The following is a 19,845-nucleotide window of genomic DNA, read 5'->3' on the forward strand; positions in this document are numbered from 1 at the left end:
TTAATATGAAAACAGTGTTAGAGCAACTTTCAACGTACAAAAGTGTTCACTTGAACGCTAAGAATGTAAGAACGCATTTTTTTGGAATTCCACTGATCATATGGTCTATCGCTGTGTTGTTGACACGGGTTTCATTTGAGTTTTCTCTGGTTGGTGTTACTGCCGCGACGACACTAGCTACAATCGCTTCTGTAGTGGTATTGTTTTATTATCTGCTCTTATCACCAGTACTCGCACTATGGGCTTTCATACTATTTGGTCCTCTTATATATAGTGCGCACTTAACTGTTGGGCTTGAATTTCAGGTTCATCTGGCAATTGCAGCATTTATTATTGGTTGGATATTACAATTTATTGGGCATGCGTATGAAAAAGCAAAGCCTGCATTCGTAGATGATTTAAATCAGTTGTTTATCGGACCATTGTTTTTGATTGCAGAAGTAAACTTTGGATTAGGTTTTAACAAAGAGTTAGCGCAACAAGTAGAAACTCAAGCAATCAAGAAACGAGCATCATTTGACGAGGCAAAGCAACGGCAATAGTTACGTGTGTAATAATTGAGCACTTGACTACATTTGGTACAGTCGTACGGTGATTCGTTGTATGTCATTTGTGCGATTAGCGTCAGCCGCTATCACTGCGAGTACTGAAACTCACGTTTTTTTGTCGATACTCGTTAAAATTACTTATAAACAACAAGGTGTTAGGCTTTTATTCTCCATTGTTTAATTAACGCTTGAAAAGAAAACTATTCCATCGCAAAATGTTGGGTCATAAAGCTGTATGGCATTGGGTGCTTTTATGATAACATCCTATGCCTTTATACAATAATAAACTTAAAGTTCTAAATTTAGGGATACTGTCGTTTTATGACCGATCTGGCAAAAGAAATTCTCCCAGTTAATATTGAGGACGAGCTGAAAAGCTCATACCTAGATTATGCAATGAGCGTAATTGTAGGTCGTGCTTTACCTGATGTACGTGATGGTTTGAAACCGGTTCATCGCCGTGTTTTATTCGCAATGAATGTACTGGGTAACGATTTCAATAAACCATATAAAAAGTCAGCGCGTGTCGTTGGTGACGTAATCGGTAAATATCACCCTCACGGTGACACTGCGGTTTACGATACGATCGTTCGTATGGCACAGCCATTCTCACTTCGTTACATGCTTGTAGACGGACAAGGTAACTTTGGTTCTGTTGACGGTGACTCTGCAGCGGCGATGCGTTATACGGAAATCCGTATGGCGAAAATCTCGCATTCAATTCTTGCTGACCTCGACAAAGAGACCGTTGATTTTGTACCGAACTATGATGGTACTGAACAAATTCCAGCGGTTATGCCGACAAGAATTCCTAACTTACTAGTAAATGGTACGTCAGGTATTGCTGTTGGTATGGCAACGAATATTCCTCCGCATAATTTAACCGAAGTTATCAATGGCTGCTTAGCGCTAATTGAAAACGAGGATGCGACCATCGATGAATTGATGGAGCATATACCAGGGCCTGATTTCCCTACGCAAGGTATTATTAGTGGCCGTGCAGGTATTCTTGAAGCATATAAAACAGGGCGTGGAAAAATTAAAATCCGTGCTCGCGCTGAAATTGAAGTGGACGACAAATCGGGTAAAGAAACGATTGTTGTTCACGAATTACCATATCAGGTAAACAAAGCTCGTCTTATCGAAAAGATGGCTGAGCTAGTTAAAGAAAAACGCCTCGAAGGTATTTCGGCACTACGCGATGAGTCTGACAAAGACGGCATGCGCATGGTGATTGAGGTGAAACGCGGTGACGTTGGTGAAGTAGTTTTAAATAACTTATATAAGCTAACACAAATGCAAGTTTCTTTCGGTTTAAACATGGTGGCATTAACCAACGGCCAACCAAAACTGTTTACATTGAAAGAAATGCTAGAAGAGTTCATTTTACATCGCCGCGAAGTTGTAACGCGTCGTACTATTTTTGAACTTCGCAAAGCCCGCGAACGCGCACATATCCTAGAAGGATTGTCGATCGCACTCGTTAACATTGATCCAATCATTGAACTCATTAAAAACTCTCCTTCACCAAGTGAAGCGAAAGTAGAATTAGTAAGTCGTGGATGGCAACTAGGTAACGTTAGTGACATGTTGTCGCGTGCGGGCAATGATGCTGCACGCCCAGAATGGTTAGAGCCACAATTTGGTATCCGTGATGGTCAATACTATTTAACAGAGCAACAAGCGCAAGCAATTCTTGATTTACGTTTGCATAAGTTAACTGGTTTAGAACACGAAAAGATTCTAAATGAGTACAAAGGGTTATTAGAATTAATTGCAGAATTGATGCATATTCTTGCTAACCCAGTTCGTTTGATGGAAGTTATTCGTGAAGAACTTGAGGTTATTCGCGATGATTTTGGTGATGAACGTCGTACTGAAATTACGTCTGCTTCACATGATTTGTCGTTAGAAGATTTAATTAACGAAGAAGACGTAGTGGTAACACTTTCTAATGAAGGTTACGTAAAATACCAAGCGCTTTCAGACTATCAGGCACAACGCCGTGGTGGTAAAGGAAAAGCAGCTACTAAGATGAAAGAAGAAGACTTCATTGAACGTTTATTAGTGGCGAATACACACGATACTATCTTATGTTTCTCAAACAGAGGTAAGTTGTATTGGTTGAAAGTTTATCAGTTGCCGTTAGCAAGTCGTACTGCTCGTGGTCGCCCAATTGTGAACTTATTACCACTAGAAAGTGATGAGAAAATCACAGCAATTTTACCAGTGCGCGAGTATGAAGAAGATAAATTCATCATCATGGCGACAGCGTCAGGTACGGTGAAGAAAACGCCATTAACTGCGTACTCTAATCAGCGTGCAAACGGTATCATTGCATTAAACTTGCGAGATGACGATACATTGATTGGTGTCGATATTACTGATGGCACTAACGACATCATGTTATTCTCAGATGAAGGTAAGGTTGTTCGTTTTAACGAAAAAGTTCGCGACAGTGAAACAGGGGAAGTGAAATTAGATCCTGAAACTGGCGAGGAGATGCAAGCACTTCGTGCTATGGGCCGTACTGCAACTGGTGTTCGAGGTATTAAACTAGAAGGTGATCAGAAAGTAGTCTCACTGATCGTACCTAAATCTGAAGGTGCGATATTAACCGTGACACAAAATGGTTATGGTAAGCGAACTGAACTTGCTGAATATCCAGCTAAGAGCCGTGCAACCAAAGGCGTAGTTTCAATCAAAGTAAGTGATAGAAATGGTCCGGTTGTTGGCGCTGTTCAGGTTGAAGACCAAGACGAAATAATGCTCATCACTGATAATGGCACATTGGTTAGAACGCGCGTTAATGAAGTTAGCGTGATCGGACGAAACACACAAGGTGTGCGTATTATCCGTACGGCAGAGAATGAAAGCGTTGTAGCATTGCAGCGAATCGATGAAATCGAAGAGGATGATACGATCGTCGAAGGTGAAGTGGACACTGAACAAACCACTGAAAATATTGCTACGGATGAAAATGCGGTAAGCGATAATGAAAATGCCGAAACTGGCGAAGATAGCGATAACGAATAGTTAACGCACGTACAGTTAAAATAGGCGGTTATTACCGCCTATTTTTTTTCGGATGATAAGGCAGTTTTTTGTTTTAACTGTAACCGAGTGGTGTCAGTTGAAACAAATGCATAACGTTATAAATAATTAATACCCCAAATATAGGATGCTGTTTTTCCATGTCAGAAATCTATAATTTTTGCGCGGGGCCCGCGATGTTACCTAAGCCGGTAATGAAAAGAGCTCAATCTGAATTCGTCAATTGGCAACATACAGGTTGTTCGGTGATGGAACTCAGTCACCGTAGTAAAGAATTTATGGCTTTGGCAAGACAAGCGGAAACTAACTTACGTCAATTAATGGAAATACCTGACAACTATAAAGTGCTGTTTTGTCATGGTGGAGGTCGAGGCCAGTTTTCAGCAATCCCACTTAACCTTTTACCTGAAGGTAAACACGCTGATTATATAGTGTCGGGCTCGTGGTCTTCAGCAGCCGCAAAAGAAGCCTCAAATTTTGGTAAAATCAATACTATCGATATTTCTAGTGCCTCCGAGGAGCAAACTAGTGTGTTACCTACATCTGAATGGGCATTGTCACCAGATGCAGCATATGTCCATTATTGTCCTAATGAAACGGTTAACGGAATTGAAGTTTTTGAAGTACCCAACACCAATGGCATTCCGTTAGTGGCAGATATGTCATCAACCATCCTTTCACGAAAAATCGACGTTAGTCAGTTTGGTGTTATATACGCGGGAGCACAAAAGAACATAGGACCATCAGGGTTAACTATCGTAATTGTAAGAGAGGACCTGCTTGGTAACGCTCAAAAACAAACGCCGTGTATCATGAACTATCAGCTTACCGCTGAAAACGACAGCATGTATAACACACCACCTACCTATGCATGGTATTTGGCAGGATTGGTTTTTGAGTGGTTGAAAGAACAGGGCGGTGTTACAGCAATTGAAGCCATTAATCGCCAAAAAGCGAAATTGCTATATGACTTTATTGATAGCAATAGCTTTTATCACAATAATATTTCACCACAATTTCGCAGCTTGATGAATGTACCATTTTGGATAAAAGATGAGTCATTAAATGCAGCGTTTCTCGAAAAGGCAGAGCAAGCTGGCTTAGTTGCACTGAAAGGACACAGAATAGTTGGCGGCATGCGTGCCAGTATATATAACGCAATGCCGATAGAAGGTGTTGAGGCGTTAGTTGGCTTTATGGCTGATTTTGCCAAGCAGCATGCTTAGTCATCAGGTTTTTGGTTTTATTTGTATTGAATTTAAAGGAATGATGAGTGAAGTGCTCGCTACTTATCATTCGTAGATTAAGGAAGTAAGTGACATGTCTTCAATAAGTAATGGGTTAGTAATCGAAACTGCACCGAGTAACAAAGCGATAGGTGACATTAAAGTACCTGGCGATAAATCTTGTTCACATCGCTCAATAATGTTTGGTGCATTGGCTGATGGGACAACGCACGTTAAAGGCTTTTTACCGGGACAAGACTGTATTGCCACTATGAATGCATTCAAAGCGATGGGTGTTGAAATTAATGGACCTGACGAAGATAACAATGTGACGATAGTGGGGCGTGGTATAGATGGGTTATCTGCGCCAGAAGGAAACATTGATATTGGTAATTCGGGTACATCGATTAGGTTGCTTTCGGGTATTCTTGCTGGCCAATCGTTTGCTTCATCAATGAGTGGTGATGTTTCATTAAATAAACGCCCCATGGGTAGAGTGGTAAATCCGCTACAATTAATGGGAGCGAATATTAACGCTGCAGACGATGGCACGCCACCAGTTGAATGCCACGGCTTAAAAGAAGGCCAAAAATTAAAGGCAATTGATTATACGTTACCAATGGCTAGCGCACAGGTTAAATCGTGTATTCTACTTGCAGGCATGTACGCAGAAGGTGTCACTACTGTCACTGAACCTGGTATTACACGTGACCATACAGAAAGAATGTTGAATGCGTTCGGCTATCCGGTAAACGTTGACGGTAACAAGGTTTCTATTAAAGGTGGTGGACGCTTAACTGCTTGTGACTTCGAAGTGCCAGGCGATATTTCTTCAGCTACATTCTTTATGGTTGCTGGTTTAATAGCTGAAGAAGGTGATTTGACCATTAGAAATGTGGGTATGAACCCAACAAGAATCGGCGCCATTAATATTCTGAAACAAATGAATGGTGATTTAACTGTTATCAATGAGCGCATGGCTGGCGGGGAGCCGGTGGCAGATATCGTCGTAAAATCATCTCAACTTAAGGGGATCGATATCGATCCTGCTGATGTTCCACTTGCCATTGACGAATTTCCCGCTATATTTGTCGCCGCAGCATGTGCTCAAGGAAAAACGCGACTTAGAGAAGCTGAAGAATTGAGAGTTAAAGAAAGCGATCGTATTCAAGCGATGGCTGACGGTTTAACGGAACTTGGCATCGAATGTACTGTCTATGAAGATGGTATTGATATCATTGGCGGCGAAATGAAAACGGGTACGATTAATAGCCACCATGATCATCGAATTGCGATGTCTTTCGCCATTGGCTCATTAAGAGCGACTGGTGCTATAACTATTTTAGATTGTGATAATGTTGCAACGTCGTTTCCAAATTTTGTGACGTTGGCAAATCACGTAGGTTTATCGTTAGCAACACGATAAATTACTCAAGGTAACAAATATGAATGAACAAATACCTGTAATTACCATTGATGGACCAAGCGGAGCAGGGAAGGGAACTGCAGCACGTTTGGTGGCGGAACAGTTGGGGTGGCATTTACTCGATAGCGGTGCAATTTACCGCGTCTTGGCGGTTGCCGCTCAATATCATCACATCAATTTGGACGATGAAGAACATTTAATTCCTGTTGCAGCGCATTTAGACGTGCAGTTTGAGATTAACAGTAAGGGTGAAAGTGTCGTCATTTTGGAAGGTGAGGATGTTTCAGATTCAATCCGCACAGAAGAAGTTGGTGCGTTAGCCTCAAAAGCTGCAGCTTTTCCTAGAGTTAGAGAAGCATTACTTCGTAGACAACGAGCATTTAAAGTTGCGCCGGGTTTGGTTGCCGATGGTCGCGATATGGGAACCGTCGTATTTAAAGACGCCCCTGTAAAAGTATTTTTAACTGCCAGTGCAGAAGAACGTGCGCAGCGAAGATTTAATCAGTTGAACGAAAAGGGCTTTGATGTTAAAATCGGGCGCCTTTTGGATGACATTCGTTCAAGAGATGAGCGTGATCAGAACCGTAAGGTAGCTCCGCTTTTACCTGCAGAAGGTGCGTTAGTGGTTGATTCTACAGAACTTTCTATCGAAGAGGTTGTGTTGAAAATACTGTCATTTGCTAACGAAAAACTGACACAAAAAGAAGCTGGTTAAATACTGAAAACCAGCTTTAATTAAACTTAAGCCTTTAGTAAGGATGCGAAAGGTATTATTAATAACCCCATGAAACAAGTAAGTTGATTGGATTAAATCTGAGTTCATATATAAATGACTGATAATTTTGCACAACTTTTTGAAGAAAGTTTAAAAGAAATCGAAACACGTCCTGGTTCTATCATCAAAGGAACTGTAGTTGCAATCAACAAAGACAACGTTTTAGTTGATGCTGGCCTTAAGTCTGAAAGTGTAATCTCTATCGACCAGTTCAAAAACACAGCTGGTGAAGTAGAAATCAACATTGGTGATGAAATCGATGTAGCATTAGACGCAACTGACGATGGTTTCGGTGAAACAATCCTTTCTCGTGAAAAAGCAAAACGTCATGAAGCATGGCAAGTGCTTGAAAAAGCATACGAAGAAAAAGAAACTGTTATCGGTGTTATCAACGGTAAAGTTAAAGGTGGTTTCACGGTTGAAGTTAGCAACATTCGTGCTTTCTTACCGGGTTCATTAGTAGATGTTCGTCCAGTACGTGACACTGCTCACCTAGAAGGTAAAGACCTAGAATTTAAAGTTATCAAGCTTGACCAGAAGCGTAACAACGTTGTTGTTTCTCGTCGTGCAGTTATCGAATCAGAAAGCAGCGTAGAACGCGATGCACTTCTTGAGTCGTTAGCCGAAGGTATTGAAGTTAAAGGTATCGTTAAGAACTTAACTGACTACGGTGCATTCGTAGACTTAGGCGGTATCGACGGTCTACTACACATTACAGATATGGCTTGGAAGCGTGTTAAGCACCCAAGTGAAATCGTAAATGTTGGTGATGAAATCCAAGTTAAAGTATTGAAGTTCGACCGTGAGCGTACGCGTGTATCTCTAGGTATGAAGCAATTAGGCGAAGATCCATGGGTTGCTATCGCTAAGCGTTACCCTGAAGGTTCTAAGCTTTCAGGCCGTGTAACTAACCTAACTGACTACGGTTGTTTCGTTGAAATCCAAGAAGGCGTTGAAGGTCTTGTTCACGTTTCTGAAATGGATTGGACTAACAAAAACATCCACCCATCTAAAGTTGTTAACTTGGGTGACACAGTTGAAGTTATGGTTCTTGAGATTGACGAAGAGCGTCGTCGTATTTCTCTTGGTCTTAAGCAATGTATCCCTAACCCATGGGAAGAGTTTGCTAAGAACTTCAGCAAAGGCGACAAAGTATCAGGTAAGATCAAGTCAATCACTGACTTTGGTATCTTCATTGGTCTTGACGGTGGTATTGATGGTCTTGTTCACTTATCTGACATTTCTTGGAACGGCGGCGAAGAAGCTGTTCGTGAATATAAGAAAGGTGACGAAATCTCAGCTGTTGTACTTCAGGTTGACCCAGAGCGTGAGCGTATCTCGTTAGGTGTTAAGCAAACTGAAGACGATCCGTTCAATATGTATCTGACAGATAACAAAAAAGGTGCTATTGTTACAGGTAAGGTTGTTGAAGTTGACGCAAAAGGCGCTAAAATTGAATTAGCTGAAGGCGTTGAAGGTTACTTACGTGTTGCAGAGATTTCTCGTGACCGTATCGAAGACGCAACAACAGAATTATCTGTAGGTGACGACGTTGAGACTAAGTTCATTGGTGTAGATCGCAAGAACCGCACTATTAGCTTGTCAATCAAAGCGAAAGACCAAGCAGACGAGCGTGAAGCTATGGATAGCTTAAACCAAGTAGAAGATACTGGTTTAAGTGCAATGGCTGAAGCATTTAAAAACGCTAAAAGCTAATTTTTAGTGAGAAGATTGAGAAGGGTATTTATACCCTTCTCGGATTTAACCACCATTGGCGTGACGCTAAGTGAACACTGGGAGGTCTAATGACCAAGTCAGAACTCATTGAAAGACTCGCAGATAGATTAAGCCACTTATCTGCAAAAGATGTAGAACAAGCTATTAAAGAAATTCTTGAAATGATGGCGCAAACTCTGTCAAAGGGTGAACGTATTGAGATCAGAGGTTTTGGTAGTTTTTCGTTGCATTATCGAGCCCCGCGCATTGGGAGGAACCCAAAGACTGGTGAATCCGTAGAATTGTCTGGTAAATATGTTCCTCATTTTAAGCCAGGTAAAGAATTACGAGAACGTGTTAATCTTTCCGCGTCGTAATTGAAAAGTTGTATAAAAAACGGCATGCTTTAGCATGCCGTTTTTTTTAATTGTTAGTACATAGAGGGTACTAGGATGCGATTTTACCTAACGTTAATTGTCATGTTTTTTTGCCTATTTGTGGCATTTGTCTTTGGTAGTCAAAATGAGCAGGTGATTACACTTAACTACATGATAGCCAAAACAGAGTTACCAGTTGCAGCAGCCGTAAGTTTGTTTACCAGTATTGGTGTGCTTATTGGCATACTCATCTGTGTGTTATGGAAGCTTTCGCGTTCCCTTAAAAAAGATAAGTCAAAAGCTTAATCAGGTACCAGTCTAAAACGTTATGTCTGAGTTATTGTTTTTATTACTTCCTGTTGCGATGGGCTATGGCTGGTTCATGGGAAGAAATAGTGTCAAACAAAATCAACACACCGCCAAGCAAAACTTATCAATAAAATATTCTACAGGTCTTAATTATTTATTGTCTAATCAAGAAGATAAGGCGATAGAACACTTAATTGAAGCATTATTACTTGAAGACGACACTATTGAAGCACATTTCGCCATGGCTAACTTATTTCGCAAGCGCGGAGAGTTAGATCGTGCACTTAAAATTCATGAGCATTTAGTTAGACAAAAACATTTACCTACAAAAGACAAGCAGCACGCCGCGTTTGAGTTAGGCAAAGATTTCTTAAGTGCGGGACTATACGACCGCGCTGAGTCGATGTTCTTGAAGCTACTAAAGGCAAAAACATACCAAACTAAATGCCTTATTTACTTGTTACAGATTTATCAGTCGACGAAAGATTGGCAGCAAGGGATTGATCTGCATAAGGCGATTATCAAAAGCAATGATAAGCGATTACTGCATAGCTTAGCGAATTTTTACTGCGAGCTGGCAACGTTAGCTAAGGAAAACGACCAGTACATTGAGGTTGTTGAATTATTAGAGTCCGCATTAAAGTGTGATCCCAAATCTTCAAGAGCAAATTGGTTGCTTGCCGAAATATACGAAGAGCACCAGCAATATAATGAAGCGTGTTTGTGTTATCAGGCAATATATCATCAAGATAAAGAGTTTTTCCCTGACGTTATCGATCAAATGCACCATTGTTATCTTCAACAAGATGCCGAGGATGAATTTTATCAGTTTATTAAGAAGGTATTTGATGAGACTGGAAGTGCATCCGCCCTTATTAAATACTTAAGCTATTTAGAGCGTGAAAAAGGTAATAAAACTGCGCAAGAATTCTTATTAATGGCATTAAAACGCCGTCCTACAATTAGGGGATTCCAGCACTTTGTAAAAATGCAGATGTCAGTTCAACAGCGTAATGTTGAAAGCGAACATTTAGAAGTAATAAAAGAGCTGATTAGTGCATACCTAAACGTGAAACAAAGGTATAATTGCCGCAACTGTGGTTTTAATAGTAGCGTGCATTATTGGTCGTGCCCAAGCTGCCACGACTGGGAACAGTTGAAGCCTGTTAGAGGGTTAGAAGGGGAATAGTGAATTCTTTTTTGTCTCAACGCTACGTCCTAAAAGATTGAATGTTAGAGGAATACAGAATGATTGATCCTAAAGTCGTCGTTGCTTTAGATTTTGACAACCAACGAGATGCATTGTCATTTGTTGATAGGATTGCACCAACTGATTGTCGTTTGAAAGTGGGTAAAGAAATGTTTACCTATTTTGGCCCTGAATTTGTGAAACAGCTAACCAATAAAGGTTTTGACGTTTTCCTCGATTTAAAATTCCATGATATTCCGAATACTGTTGCGAAAGCGGTAACAGCGGCTGCCGATCTAGGAGTATGGATGGTTAACGTTCATGCCAGCGGTGGTGAGCAAATGATGATTAAGGCACGCGAGGCGCTACAAGCCTATGGTGATAATAGACCTTTGCTAATTGCTGTAACCGTATTAACAAGCATGGGACAGGATGATCTGTTCGGACTTGGCATTCAGAAGACACCGCAAGAACAAGTCATGGCGCTAGCGAGTTTAACACACAAAGCGCAACTCGATGGCGTTGTATGTTCTGCACAAGAAGCCAAGATGTTAAAAGATGCATTTGGCCAAAATTTCAAACTAGTAACCCCGGGTATTCGCCCAGCAGGGGCGAGTAGTGATGATCAAAAGCGCATCATGACGCCAGAACAAGCGATTAAAGATGGCGTAGATTATCTCGTAGTTGGCCGACCAATTACTAAATCAGATGTTCCACAAGCAGTATTGAACCAAATAAACCAGTCAATAGCAGGTTTATAATACATTCTAAGTATTTGAGCTAATCAATTACCTATCAGTAATTTGCTATCGAATAAGTAGCGTCGGTGGCAATTTTACTGGTTTCAACAAACAACATTCCCGCCCATAAAACACCTCTAGTTATTTATCGCTTACATGCATTGTTGTAAACAAAAAGCAAAAAACAATTGATAACTTACTCCAACCCAATTAATAAGAAGCCTCAAAACGGAATCATACATTTACCAATGCTTAATACCTACATTGATGGATGTAAAATAATACCAATTGAGTTAAATCGCTCGAATTACATCTTCCGAACCCTGCTATCGCAAAAATAGCAATATCGTTGTGAAAACCACGTTGAACTATACATTGCCGCGTGTGACCCTCTTAACTTCGGTATTAGGGTTTATTAGCAATGTGATAACTTAATCCTCGTCGATGGACAGGAAGTTGGAAATGTCACTCTGAAGACAAAACCGAAAATGACTGCTACTTTATCTAATTGCTTTGTCCTAACTCCCCTGACATTACTTTGAATTGACCAAATATTTACTTCATTCGGTATATGTTTATTTCCCAATATTAAAACAACAATTACACAATATTTATGCTTAGCATGTTAGTTGAGAATATAAAAAGAATTAACTATCAATAAGGAGTCACTCGAGGAATGAGTGTCATTAGCTAGTTAAATTTAAACAAGGAAATTTATCGTGAAAATCTTACTTAAAATATCAATTGTTTTATTGGGGCTATTGTTTTCTTCCTTATCAACGGGGCAAGATTCAATATCAAGTGAACACTCTGTAATAGCGTCAGACGAAGTCGGTTTGATTAGCTTGAATCAGGCAAATGTAGAGCAACTAAGCATGCTGAAAGGGATCGGCGCGAAAAAAGCGATGGCTATAATTGCGTATCGAGAGGAGTTTGGCGAATTCAAGACCCTTGAGGGTTTGCTCAATGTAAAAGGAATCGGCAAAGCAATTTTGGAAATTAACCGTACACGTTTAACGTTATAAAAAAACGCCAGTCTATTGACTGGCGTTGTTTCTCATTATCGGATTAACCTTGACATGATTAAACGGCTTTAAATGGACCAGACTGACTATGGTTGGTAACACTTGTTACCATTGCCACTTTTTCAGACTTGTTAAAGCTTTGTCGTTGCTCTGGAGCAACAGCATCACTAGGTATTGCTAAGTTTGACGAGACTGTTTCCGGCTTCGCCATTCCAGATGAAGCTCTTGTTTTGATTTTAGCTACAGAAACAATTATCTCTTTTGAAGAGGCGTTACCTGATTGAGCCACTGTTACTTCTTCATTATTAGCAGCTACATCGATAGTGTCTACCTTCGCTGCAACGTCTTCAACTTTTGGTTCGCTGAATTCAGTTTCTGTCTCAGCAGTATTTTCACTTTCAGCAGATTCTTCCTTGATTACACTGTCAGTATTGGATGCTTCGTCTGCGACTGTTCGTTGTACTTCAGCAACATTGTCATCATCTTTCTGATCACTAGTTGATGCTTCAATACTGTTTTCTGTTTCATTTTCACTTGAGAAAGCAAGCTCGGTTTGCTTATCTTCTTCAGTGTTATTTGAAATAGAATTGTCTTCAACTTCGATAGCTTGTGGTTCTTGGGCCGACGTTATAACAGCATTATCGTTCCCACTGCTAGAAACGTCAGTTTCAAACGGCAAGTCTTGTTGCACTTCTTCCGCATTATTCGAAGTTTTAGCGTCGATAGCTTGATTATCAGCGATTGCTTCAGAAACTTTCTCATTAGCAGTCGTTGTTGACGATTGTTGAACCGCGTCAACATTGTCAGCAGCAGGGTAACGTGCTTCTACCGGATCTATTGTGATCTCACCATGTACTTCTTCATTCGCATTCGCTTTTTCTACAGCTTGAGAATCATCTTTCGCTTTTTCATTTGAAGCGTCTTCTTGACTACGGCGACGTTGTCCATGAGAACGTAAGTGGCGAGGAGAGCGTCTATTACGTTGTCTACTCTCGTTCTTTGCTTTAGATTCGTTAGTTTGCGCTGTTATAGCGTCTGAAGCAACTATTTCACCATTTGATTCCACTGAAACTTCAGGCGTCGCAACATTAGCTGGTTCAGCTTTCTTTGACGTTGGCTGTACTTTTACATCAACTTGCTTACTAGCTTGCTGAGCAGTATCTGTTTGTTTAGCCGCGTCTTCTGTTACACGAACTTTCTTACGCACTTTACGACGTTGACGCTTCTCTGCAACTTTCTCTTCTTTAGGTTTTGGTTGGCGTTCAGTTTGTGGTTTTCTTGATTGTTTAGAAGTTCTTTCTTCTTTTACATCTTTGCTTACAGCAGATTTATCACCACGCTTATCTTCGCGATTGTCATTTCGGTTACCTTTGCGTTGTGCATTGCGGCTTCTGTTTTGACGACGCTCTTGTGGTTTTCTGCCTTTGTTATTTTGACGTTGCGCTGGTTTCTCTTCTTTAACTTCTTCCTTAAACAAGCCGCCGAAAAAGCTGATTATGCTCGCAATTAACCCTTTGGATTCAGGTTGTTTTTCGCTTTTCTGCGATTTTACGTTGCTAGGCTTAGCTTGTATTGGTGCTTTCTTAGGCGCAGACATGCCTTGTAGAACCGGCTCGTCTTTCTTGACAGGCTCTTGTTCAAATTTAGGCATTACGGCCTCTTCTGAAACTCCCTCATTTACAGGGATGTCGTAGCTAGCTTCAGCGATGGTTTCATCTTTTCTTACGCGGATCACTTCATACTGTGGTGTATCCATATTCGGATTAGGCAATATCAGGACGCGAACACCGTGGTGTTTTTCAATGTGGAAAACTGAACGACGTTTCTCATTCAGTAAATAGGTAGCAACCGGAACCGGAACCTGCGCGTGAACTTGCTGCGTGTTATCTTTTATTGCTTCTTCTTCCATTAAACGGAGTATAGAAAGTGCTAAAGATTCTACGCCACGAACGTGGCCAGTACCATTACAACGCGGACAAACTCCTTGGCTGGTTTCGCCAATAGAAGGACGTAAGCGTTGGCGAGACATTTCGAGTAAACCGAAACGTGAGATACGACCTAATTGTATGCGTGCACGATCTGGCCTAACTGCTTCGCGCATTCTATTTTCTACTTCGCGTTGATGCCTTACTGGTGTCATATCGATGAAGTCAATGACCACTAATCCACCTAAATCGCGTAACCTCAACTGACGTGCAATTTCATCTGCAGCTTCTAAGTTTGTGTTGAAGGCCGTTTCTTCGATATCTCCACCTTTAGTTGCTCGGGCAGAGTTAATATCGATTGAAGTCATCGCCTCTGTTGGATCAATTACGATTGAACCACCAGAAGGTAAACGTACTTCACGTTTAAACGCTGACTCGATCTGTGTCTCGATTTGATAATGTGTAAATAGTGGTACGTCATTCGTGTATAGTTTTACTTTGCTGGCAAAGTCTGGACGAACGATTTCGATATGCTTCTTAACGTTTTCATAAATCTTAGGGCGATCAATGAGTACTTCACCAATATCTCTGCGTAAATAATCGCGAATCGCTCTTAAGATGACATTTGATTCTTGGTGAATAAGGAAAGGAGCAGGGCGGCTCTCTGCTGCCTCTTCAATAGCTTTCCAGTGGTGTAGTAATACATTTAAATCCCACTCAAGCTCTTCATATTCTTTGCCAACACCCGCGGTACGAACAATTAGCCCCATACCTTTGGGTAAATCTAGCTTGCTGAGTGATGCTTTTAAATCTGAACGTTCGTCACCTTCGATGCGTCTAGAAATACCACCTGCACGAGGATTATTTGGCATTAATACAAGGTAGCTACCAGCCAAACTGATAAATGTTGTCAACGCAGCGCCTTTTTGACCACGCTCTTCTTTATCTATTTGAACAATGACTTCCTGACCTTCCGTCAGTACGTCTTTGATATTTGGTCGACCTTGAAAGGTGTAGCCTTTAGGAAAGTACTCGCGAGCGATTTCTTTCATCGGTAAGAAACCGTGGCGTTCTGCACCATAATCAACAAACGCTGCTTCTAGTGAAGGCTCAATACGTGTGATTTTGGCTTTATATATATTTGCTTTTTTTTGTTCGTGACCTGGGCTTTCGATGTCTAAATCATATAGCTGTTGGCCGTCAACAAGCGCTACACGCAATTCTTCTGATTGTGTAGCATTAATTAACATACGTTTCATAGTTATCTGTGACCTAATTTTAGACACAGCACACTACTTGCTTAGTACATAAAGCAATCTATCGCAATGTTAACAGCAATTTGTCAGCCTCTCGGATGTCAATCTTATTACGCCATATACGCAATAAGCTGTTAGAAAATTCTGATTGTCGTTAAAGCTTTAAAGGTTGTCCTTTAAAGAGAATCTGTTCTTCATGTGCTCAGCTATAAGTGCTGTGCTTATAGATACCGGTAATCAATTTCTTTTCATGACTACTTCAATGTATCATTTTTAAAACAAGCTTAATTTGCGCTGGACATTATGTTTATGCTTTATACTCCAACAAGTTACACACATTGGATTCAGCAATAGGCCTTTCTATTATCGCATCAAAGTATATATTAGCTTCGTACAATAATGTGGCCGCATTCAGCCTCTTACGTTTCGCTTTAAGCTTCCTATTTATGTCTTATTCAGCGTTTTTACGCCGCGACCTTTTTATTATCCCACTATTTCTTGGAAAAAGACAAATAAATCTGGAATTTAATTTGAGTTAATTTGTAGCTTCGTTTTGACTGTCGAGATATTAATGAACCTATTAGTAGGGTTAACGTGTAAAGGTCGTGTGTACTATAGGGTTTTATGTATTTTAACGTGTTGTAATATCAGTGTTTAGACTTATCCAAAAATGAACCTGTAACATTTGCCTTATATTCTTAAAAAGCAGGGGAGAAAGACTAACTAGGCGAAAATAAAGTGTGTTAGACTAGCGCCCATGAACGAAAGTACTAAACCTCAAGTAAGATTCTTTACCATCGACAACGAAGATGCGGGACAAAGAATCGACAATTATCTAATGAAAACATTGAAAGGTGTGCCGAAAAGCATGCTTTATCGTTTGCTGCGTAAAGGTGAGATTCGTGTCAATAAGAAGCGGACTAAACCTGAGTATAAATTAGTAGCGGAAGATGTGATTCGTGTTGCGCCAATCAGAGTGTCAGAAAAAGAACCAACGGTGTCTACTCAACTCAATGTTGTTGCTAACCTAGAAAAACAAATCCTGTTTGAAGATGATAGATTACTCGTCATTAATAAACCTTCTGGTATGGCGGTGCATGGAGGAAGTGGCCTAAGCTTTGGTGTGATTGAAGCTCTCCGTGCTTTAAGACCTGATGCTCGTATGCTTGAACTTGTACATCGGCTGGATCGTGATACGTCAGGATGTTTAGTTGTTGCTAAGAAACGTTCAGCCCTACGAAGCCTTCATCAACAATTACGCGATAAGAAAGTGCAAAAATTCTATCACGCGTTAGTGAAGGGCAGATGGTCGCCTAAGCTTACACGTGTTACTGATGCGTTAAAGAAGAATGATTTGAAATCCGGCGAGCGTGTCGTGGTTGTGGATAATATTAATGGCAAAGAATCTGAAACGCGTTTTAAAGTAATTCAGCATTTCGATAATGCAACTTTAGTCAGGGCATTTCCAGTTACTGGTAGAACACATCAGATTCGCGTTCATTGCCAAGTTAAGGGGCACCCCATTGCTTGTGACCCGAAATACGGACATCCAGAGTTTGATGCATTCATGAAAGATAACGGCCTAAAACGATTGTTCTTGCATGCCGCTAGTATCGAATTTACACATCCTTTAACTGAGCAGAAACTAAAAATAGAAGCTCCTCTAGAACCTTCTTTAAGTAAGTTACTTAAGCGCTTATCTAAATAGCCCATTGTAGTGCAATTACATTTGTTGTAATTGCACTATCTGTAAACAGAGGATAGTTTGGCTATTGCTCTACTGAATGATTAGCTGAATCTAATACATTATAGCCAAATGCTTTAAGCAAGTTAGTTAGTTGAATTAGCGGCAAGCCAATTAAAGTATTAGGGTCATTGCCCTCTAATTTATTAAATAAGCAGATGCCGAGGCCTTCGCTTTTAAAACTACCAGCGCAGTTGAGCGGCTGTTCTATCTCAATATACAAGTCAACTTCGTTTTCAGTAAGTGTGCGAAAATATACGTTGAATGGTTCCACCAGCGATTTGAATTCACCACTTGAAGCATTTAACACACATAGGCCTGTTAAAAATGTCACCTTATTACCACTGAAACTCATTAGTTGTTTTCGTGCGTTTTCTTTCGTATGTGGTTTACCTAATATCTTGCCCTCGTGAACAGCAACTTGATCTGAACCAATAACTAATGCATTGTTATGTTGCTTGGCAACCGCTTGTGCTTTCAATATTGCCAGTCGTTCAACCAGCGCGTTTGGTGATTCGTTTAATATTGGCGTTTCATCCACATTTGGCTTAGCTGTAACAAATGTAATTGAGAGTTTTTCGAGCAACTGTTTGCGGTAAGGCGAGGTAGATGCCAAAACGATAGAATTCATAGTATTTCTTTCAAATTTTAATCAGATTGCTGCTATTATGAGGACTATATTAGGATTTTAAACAAATTTAGTGATTTTTCTTTGACACCAAGACTTATCACCTTTATTATGCGCGCCTTATGCAGAATCTAAAGCTACCGATTACGATTGATCCCTACAAGAATGCTCAGCGTAGAACTGAGTGTGAAGGGCTATTTCAAACATCGGAAATGGAACGTCTGCTTGCTGTATGTGTATCATGTAGTGAGCATGTAAATGTTAATGTAAAATTTGATGTGGATGAATTGGGGCTGGTAGTGATATCAGGCACAGGTTCGGCATCAAGTACATTAACATGTCAGCGTTGCACAGAAGCATTCGCTTATGAACTGGAAGTAGAGTTTTGCTTTAGTCCAGTGAGAAATGCAGAGGCCGCTGACAACTTGCCGTCATATTATGACGCAATTGAATTAGATGAAAATGGTGAAGTGAATTTGCGCGAATTAGTGGAAGACGAGTTATTACTTGCGATTCCATTAATACCTAAGCACGAACTTAAAGATTGTCATGCACCTGCTGACAGTGTTTGGGGGAAGTTGCCTGAGGAGCAAGATAAGCCGAATCCATTTGACGTATTAAAGAAACTTAAGTAAATAACCGATTTTAGGAGTTAGGCAATGGCAGTTCAAAAGAGCAAGAAGTCGCGTTCAAGACGTGGCATGCGCCGTTCACATGACGCATTAACAGCAGAAAACTTATCAGTAGATCCAGTATCTGGTGAAACTCATCGCCGTCACCACGTGACAGCTGATGGCTTTTACAAAGGCGTTAAAGTTATCGCTAAATAAGCGAAATCTGCTTTGAATAATCTAACCATTGCGTTAGATGTTATGGGGGGCGATCAAGGCCCCCTTGTAACGATCTCCGCTGCTATCATGGCATTGGATTCCATGCCAGAGCTACACTTGTTCTTGTGTGGTGAAGAATCTTCTATTAAAGAACAACTTAATAATCACTCTTCTATATATACCCAACGAATTACCATCGTCAACACGACAGATATCGTGTCCATGGATGAAAAACCCAGCATCGCATTAAGAACGAAAAAAAACTCATCTATGCGTAAAGCACTCGATTTAGTGCAATCGGGAGAAGCCAAGGCTTGTGTCAGCGCGGGTAATACTGGTGCCTTATTTGCTATGGCACACTTTGTTTTAAAAACATTGCCTGGTGTTGAACGACCTGCATTAATTTCATCGTTGCCTACATATGATGAGAAAAAGCATGTTTTCATGTTGGACTTAGGCGCTAACGTTTTTAGCGATTCAAGTATACTCTACCAGTTTGCCATTATGGGCTCTGTGATGGCGGAAGAGGTTGATGGTATTGCGAGTCCTCGCGTAGCACTGTTAAATATGGGTGAAGAAGATATTAAGGGCAGCGATCATATCAAAATGACCGCCAGCATGTTACAGGATAATCCTTCGATCAATTACATAGGCTTTGTTGAAGGTAATGATATCTTCACCAATAAAGCGGATGTTATTGTTTGTGACGGCTTTGTTGGCAATGTTGCGTTAAAGACATGTGAAGGAGTAGCTCGATTGGTGTACAAGCGGTTAAAAGCTGTGCTATCGAGACATGTTCTAGCGAAATTTGTGGGTCGATTACTATCTCCTTCTTTAAAAAAGTTATTTAGAACACTGAACCCCGACCAGTATAACGGTGCAAGTCTGATAGGATTGCGCGGCATAGTTGTAAAGAGTCATGGCAACGCGGGAGCAAAAGCATTTCACGCTGCTATTATGGAGGCTGCTAAAGAAGTTGAACGTCAAGTACCTGATAAAATCAGATGTTCTTTAGAAAAAGGACTAACCAACGTAATTCGTTAATAAACAGACAGTCTCCTAACAATTAAATTTATG

Annotated in this window: 17 protein-coding genes; 15 read left to right on the top strand and 2 right to left on the bottom strand. The window is 40.6% G+C overall.

Going from position 1 to position 19,845, the window contains the following annotated elements; genetic code table 11:
* Window positions 1-5: 5 nt before the first annotated feature.
* The 11 genes from ACSLUK_RS11120 (at window position 6) to ACSLUK_RS11170 (ending at window position 12,385) form a co-directional block, all read left to right on the top strand.
* Window positions 6-542, top strand: a complete 537-nt coding sequence (locus tag ACSLUK_RS11120) for an Mpo1 family 2-hydroxy fatty acid dioxygenase (protein ID WP_448548664.1) — start codon at window positions 6-8, stop codon at window positions 540-542.
* 327 nt (window positions 543-869) lie between these two features.
* Window positions 870-3,584 (top strand): DNA topoisomerase (ATP-hydrolyzing) subunit A, encoded by a 2,715-nt coding sequence (gene gyrA / locus ACSLUK_RS11125; RefSeq protein ID WP_448548665.1) that lies wholly within the window; start codon window positions 870-872, stop codon window positions 3,582-3,584.
* 158 nt (window positions 3,585-3,742) lie between these two features.
* Window positions 3,743-4,828: a 3-phosphoserine/phosphohydroxythreonine transaminase gene (serC, locus tag ACSLUK_RS11130; protein WP_448548666.1), complete on the top strand. Its 1,086-nt coding sequence runs from the start codon at window positions 3,743-3,745 to the stop codon at window positions 4,826-4,828.
* Between the two features lie 94 nt (window positions 4,829-4,922).
* A complete protein-coding gene (aroA, locus tag ACSLUK_RS11135) occupies window positions 4,923-6,254 on the top strand; it encodes a 3-phosphoshikimate 1-carboxyvinyltransferase (protein WP_448548668.1) in 1,332 nt (443 codons plus the stop codon).
* Between the two features lie 19 nt (window positions 6,255-6,273).
* Window positions 6,274-6,969, top strand: coding sequence for a (d)CMP kinase (gene cmk / locus ACSLUK_RS11140; RefSeq protein WP_448548669.1), 696 nt, complete (start codon window positions 6,274-6,276; stop codon window positions 6,967-6,969).
* Between the two features lie 114 nt (window positions 6,970-7,083).
* Entirely contained in the window at window positions 7,084-8,745 is a 1,662-nt protein-coding gene (rpsA, locus tag ACSLUK_RS11145; RefSeq protein WP_448548671.1) for a 30S ribosomal protein S1, read from the top strand.
* Between the two features lie 89 nt (window positions 8,746-8,834).
* Complete coding sequence (gene ihfB, locus ACSLUK_RS11150) at window positions 8,835-9,122, top strand: integration host factor subunit beta (RefSeq protein ID WP_448548672.1); 288 nt, start codon at window positions 8,835-8,837, stop codon at window positions 9,120-9,122.
* Between the two features lie 75 nt (window positions 9,123-9,197).
* Window positions 9,198-9,428, top strand: a complete 231-nt coding sequence (locus tag ACSLUK_RS11155; RefSeq protein WP_448548674.1) for a lipopolysaccharide assembly protein LapA domain-containing protein — start codon at window positions 9,198-9,200, stop codon at window positions 9,426-9,428.
* A gap of 22 nt (window positions 9,429-9,450) precedes the next feature.
* Complete coding sequence (lapB, locus tag ACSLUK_RS11160) at window positions 9,451-10,620, top strand: lipopolysaccharide assembly protein LapB (RefSeq protein WP_448548675.1); 1,170 nt, start codon at window positions 9,451-9,453, stop codon at window positions 10,618-10,620.
* A 59-nt stretch (window positions 10,621-10,679) separates the two neighbouring features.
* The gene (pyrF, locus tag ACSLUK_RS11165) at window positions 10,680-11,381 is read left to right on the top strand and encodes an orotidine-5'-phosphate decarboxylase (protein ID WP_448548676.1); all 702 of its coding nucleotides are present in this window, start codon (window positions 10,680-10,682) and stop codon (window positions 11,379-11,381) included.
* A 698-nt stretch (window positions 11,382-12,079) separates the two neighbouring features.
* Window positions 12,080-12,385, top strand: a complete 306-nt coding sequence (locus ACSLUK_RS11170) for a ComEA family DNA-binding protein (protein WP_448548677.1) — start codon at window positions 12,080-12,082, stop codon at window positions 12,383-12,385.
* A 58-nt stretch (window positions 12,386-12,443) separates the two neighbouring features.
* Here ACSLUK_RS11170 and rne read toward each other — a convergent pair whose 3' ends face one another.
* On the bottom strand, window positions 12,444-15,569 hold the full coding sequence (gene rne, locus ACSLUK_RS11175; RefSeq protein WP_448548678.1) for a ribonuclease E: 3,126 nt from the start codon (window positions 15,567-15,569) through the stop codon (window positions 12,444-12,446).
* A 754-nt stretch (window positions 15,570-16,323) separates the two neighbouring features.
* On the opposite strand from rne, the gene rluC reads away from it, so the two are divergent.
* Window positions 16,324-17,274: a 23S rRNA pseudouridine(955/2504/2580) synthase RluC gene (gene rluC, locus ACSLUK_RS11180; RefSeq protein ID WP_448548679.1), complete on the top strand. Its 951-nt coding sequence runs from the start codon at window positions 16,324-16,326 to the stop codon at window positions 17,272-17,274.
* A 61-nt stretch (window positions 17,275-17,335) separates the two neighbouring features.
* On the opposite strand, the gene ACSLUK_RS11185 is transcribed toward rluC, so the two are convergent.
* A complete protein-coding gene (locus tag ACSLUK_RS11185; protein ID WP_448548681.1) occupies window positions 17,336-17,941 on the bottom strand; it encodes a Maf family protein in 606 nt (201 codons plus the stop codon).
* A gap of 119 nt (window positions 17,942-18,060) precedes the next feature.
* On the opposite strand from ACSLUK_RS11185, the gene yceD reads away from it, so the two are divergent.
* The 3 genes from yceD to plsX are packed head-to-tail and all read left to right on the top strand — an operon-like array spanning window position 18,061 to window position 19,812.
* Window positions 18,061-18,573 carry a 23S rRNA accumulation protein YceD gene (yceD, locus tag ACSLUK_RS11190; protein WP_448548683.1) on the top strand — a complete coding sequence of 171 codons (513 nt, stop codon included), beginning with the start codon at window positions 18,061-18,063 and terminating at the stop codon, window positions 18,571-18,573.
* A 24-nt stretch (window positions 18,574-18,597) separates the two neighbouring features.
* On the top strand, window positions 18,598-18,768 hold the full coding sequence (rpmF, locus tag ACSLUK_RS11195; RefSeq protein WP_116000475.1) for a 50S ribosomal protein L32: 171 nt from the start codon (window positions 18,598-18,600) through the stop codon (window positions 18,766-18,768).
* Between the two features lie 42 nt (window positions 18,769-18,810).
* Window positions 18,811-19,812 (top strand): phosphate acyltransferase PlsX, encoded by a 1,002-nt coding sequence (plsX, locus tag ACSLUK_RS11200; RefSeq protein WP_448548725.1) that lies wholly within the window; start codon window positions 18,811-18,813, stop codon window positions 19,810-19,812.
* Window positions 19,813-19,845 lie beyond the last annotated feature (33 nt).

It is taken from the genome of Thalassotalea fusca, assembly GCF_053485835.1.

What these genes read in the sequence shown, in the direction of transcription:
- ACSLUK_RS11120 (WP_448548664.1), top strand. Translation starts at nt 6, where the DNA reads ATGAAAACAGTGTTAGAGCAACTTTCAACGTACAAAAGTGTTCACTTG.
- gyrA (WP_448548665.1), top strand. Translation starts at nt 870, where the DNA reads ATGACCGATCTGGCAAAAGAAATTCTCCCAGTTAATATTGAGGACGAG.
- serC (WP_448548666.1), top strand. Translation starts at nt 3,743, where the DNA reads ATGTCAGAAATCTATAATTTTTGCGCGGGGCCCGCGATGTTACCTAAG.
- aroA (WP_448548668.1), top strand. Translation starts at nt 4,923, where the DNA reads ATGTCTTCAATAAGTAATGGGTTAGTAATCGAAACTGCACCGAGTAAC.
- cmk (WP_448548669.1), top strand. Translation starts at nt 6,274, where the DNA reads ATGAATGAACAAATACCTGTAATTACCATTGATGGACCAAGCGGAGCA.
- rpsA (WP_448548671.1), top strand. Translation starts at nt 7,084, where the DNA reads ATGACTGATAATTTTGCACAACTTTTTGAAGAAAGTTTAAAAGAAATC.
- ihfB (WP_448548672.1), top strand. Translation starts at nt 8,835, where the DNA reads ATGACCAAGTCAGAACTCATTGAAAGACTCGCAGATAGATTAAGCCAC.
- ACSLUK_RS11155 (WP_448548674.1), top strand. Translation starts at nt 9,198, where the DNA reads ATGCGATTTTACCTAACGTTAATTGTCATGTTTTTTTGCCTATTTGTG.
- lapB (WP_448548675.1), top strand. Translation starts at nt 9,451, where the DNA reads ATGTCTGAGTTATTGTTTTTATTACTTCCTGTTGCGATGGGCTATGGC.
- pyrF (WP_448548676.1), top strand. Translation starts at nt 10,680, where the DNA reads ATGATTGATCCTAAAGTCGTCGTTGCTTTAGATTTTGACAACCAACGA.
- rne (WP_448548678.1), bottom strand. Translation starts at nt 15,569, where the DNA reads ATGAAACGTATGTTAATTAATGCTACACAATCAGAAGAATTGCGTGTA.
- rluC (WP_448548679.1), top strand. Translation starts at nt 16,324, where the DNA reads ATGAACGAAAGTACTAAACCTCAAGTAAGATTCTTTACCATCGACAAC.
- ACSLUK_RS11185 (WP_448548681.1), bottom strand. Translation starts at nt 17,941, where the DNA reads ATGAATTCTATCGTTTTGGCATCTACCTCGCCTTACCGCAAACAGTTG.
- yceD (WP_448548683.1), top strand. Translation starts at nt 18,061, where the DNA reads ATGCAGAATCTAAAGCTACCGATTACGATTGATCCCTACAAGAATGCT.
- rpmF (WP_116000475.1), top strand. Translation starts at nt 18,598, where the DNA reads ATGGCAGTTCAAAAGAGCAAGAAGTCGCGTTCAAGACGTGGCATGCGC.
- plsX (WP_448548725.1), top strand. Translation starts at nt 18,811, where the DNA reads ATGGGGGGCGATCAAGGCCCCCTTGTAACGATCTCCGCTGCTATCATG.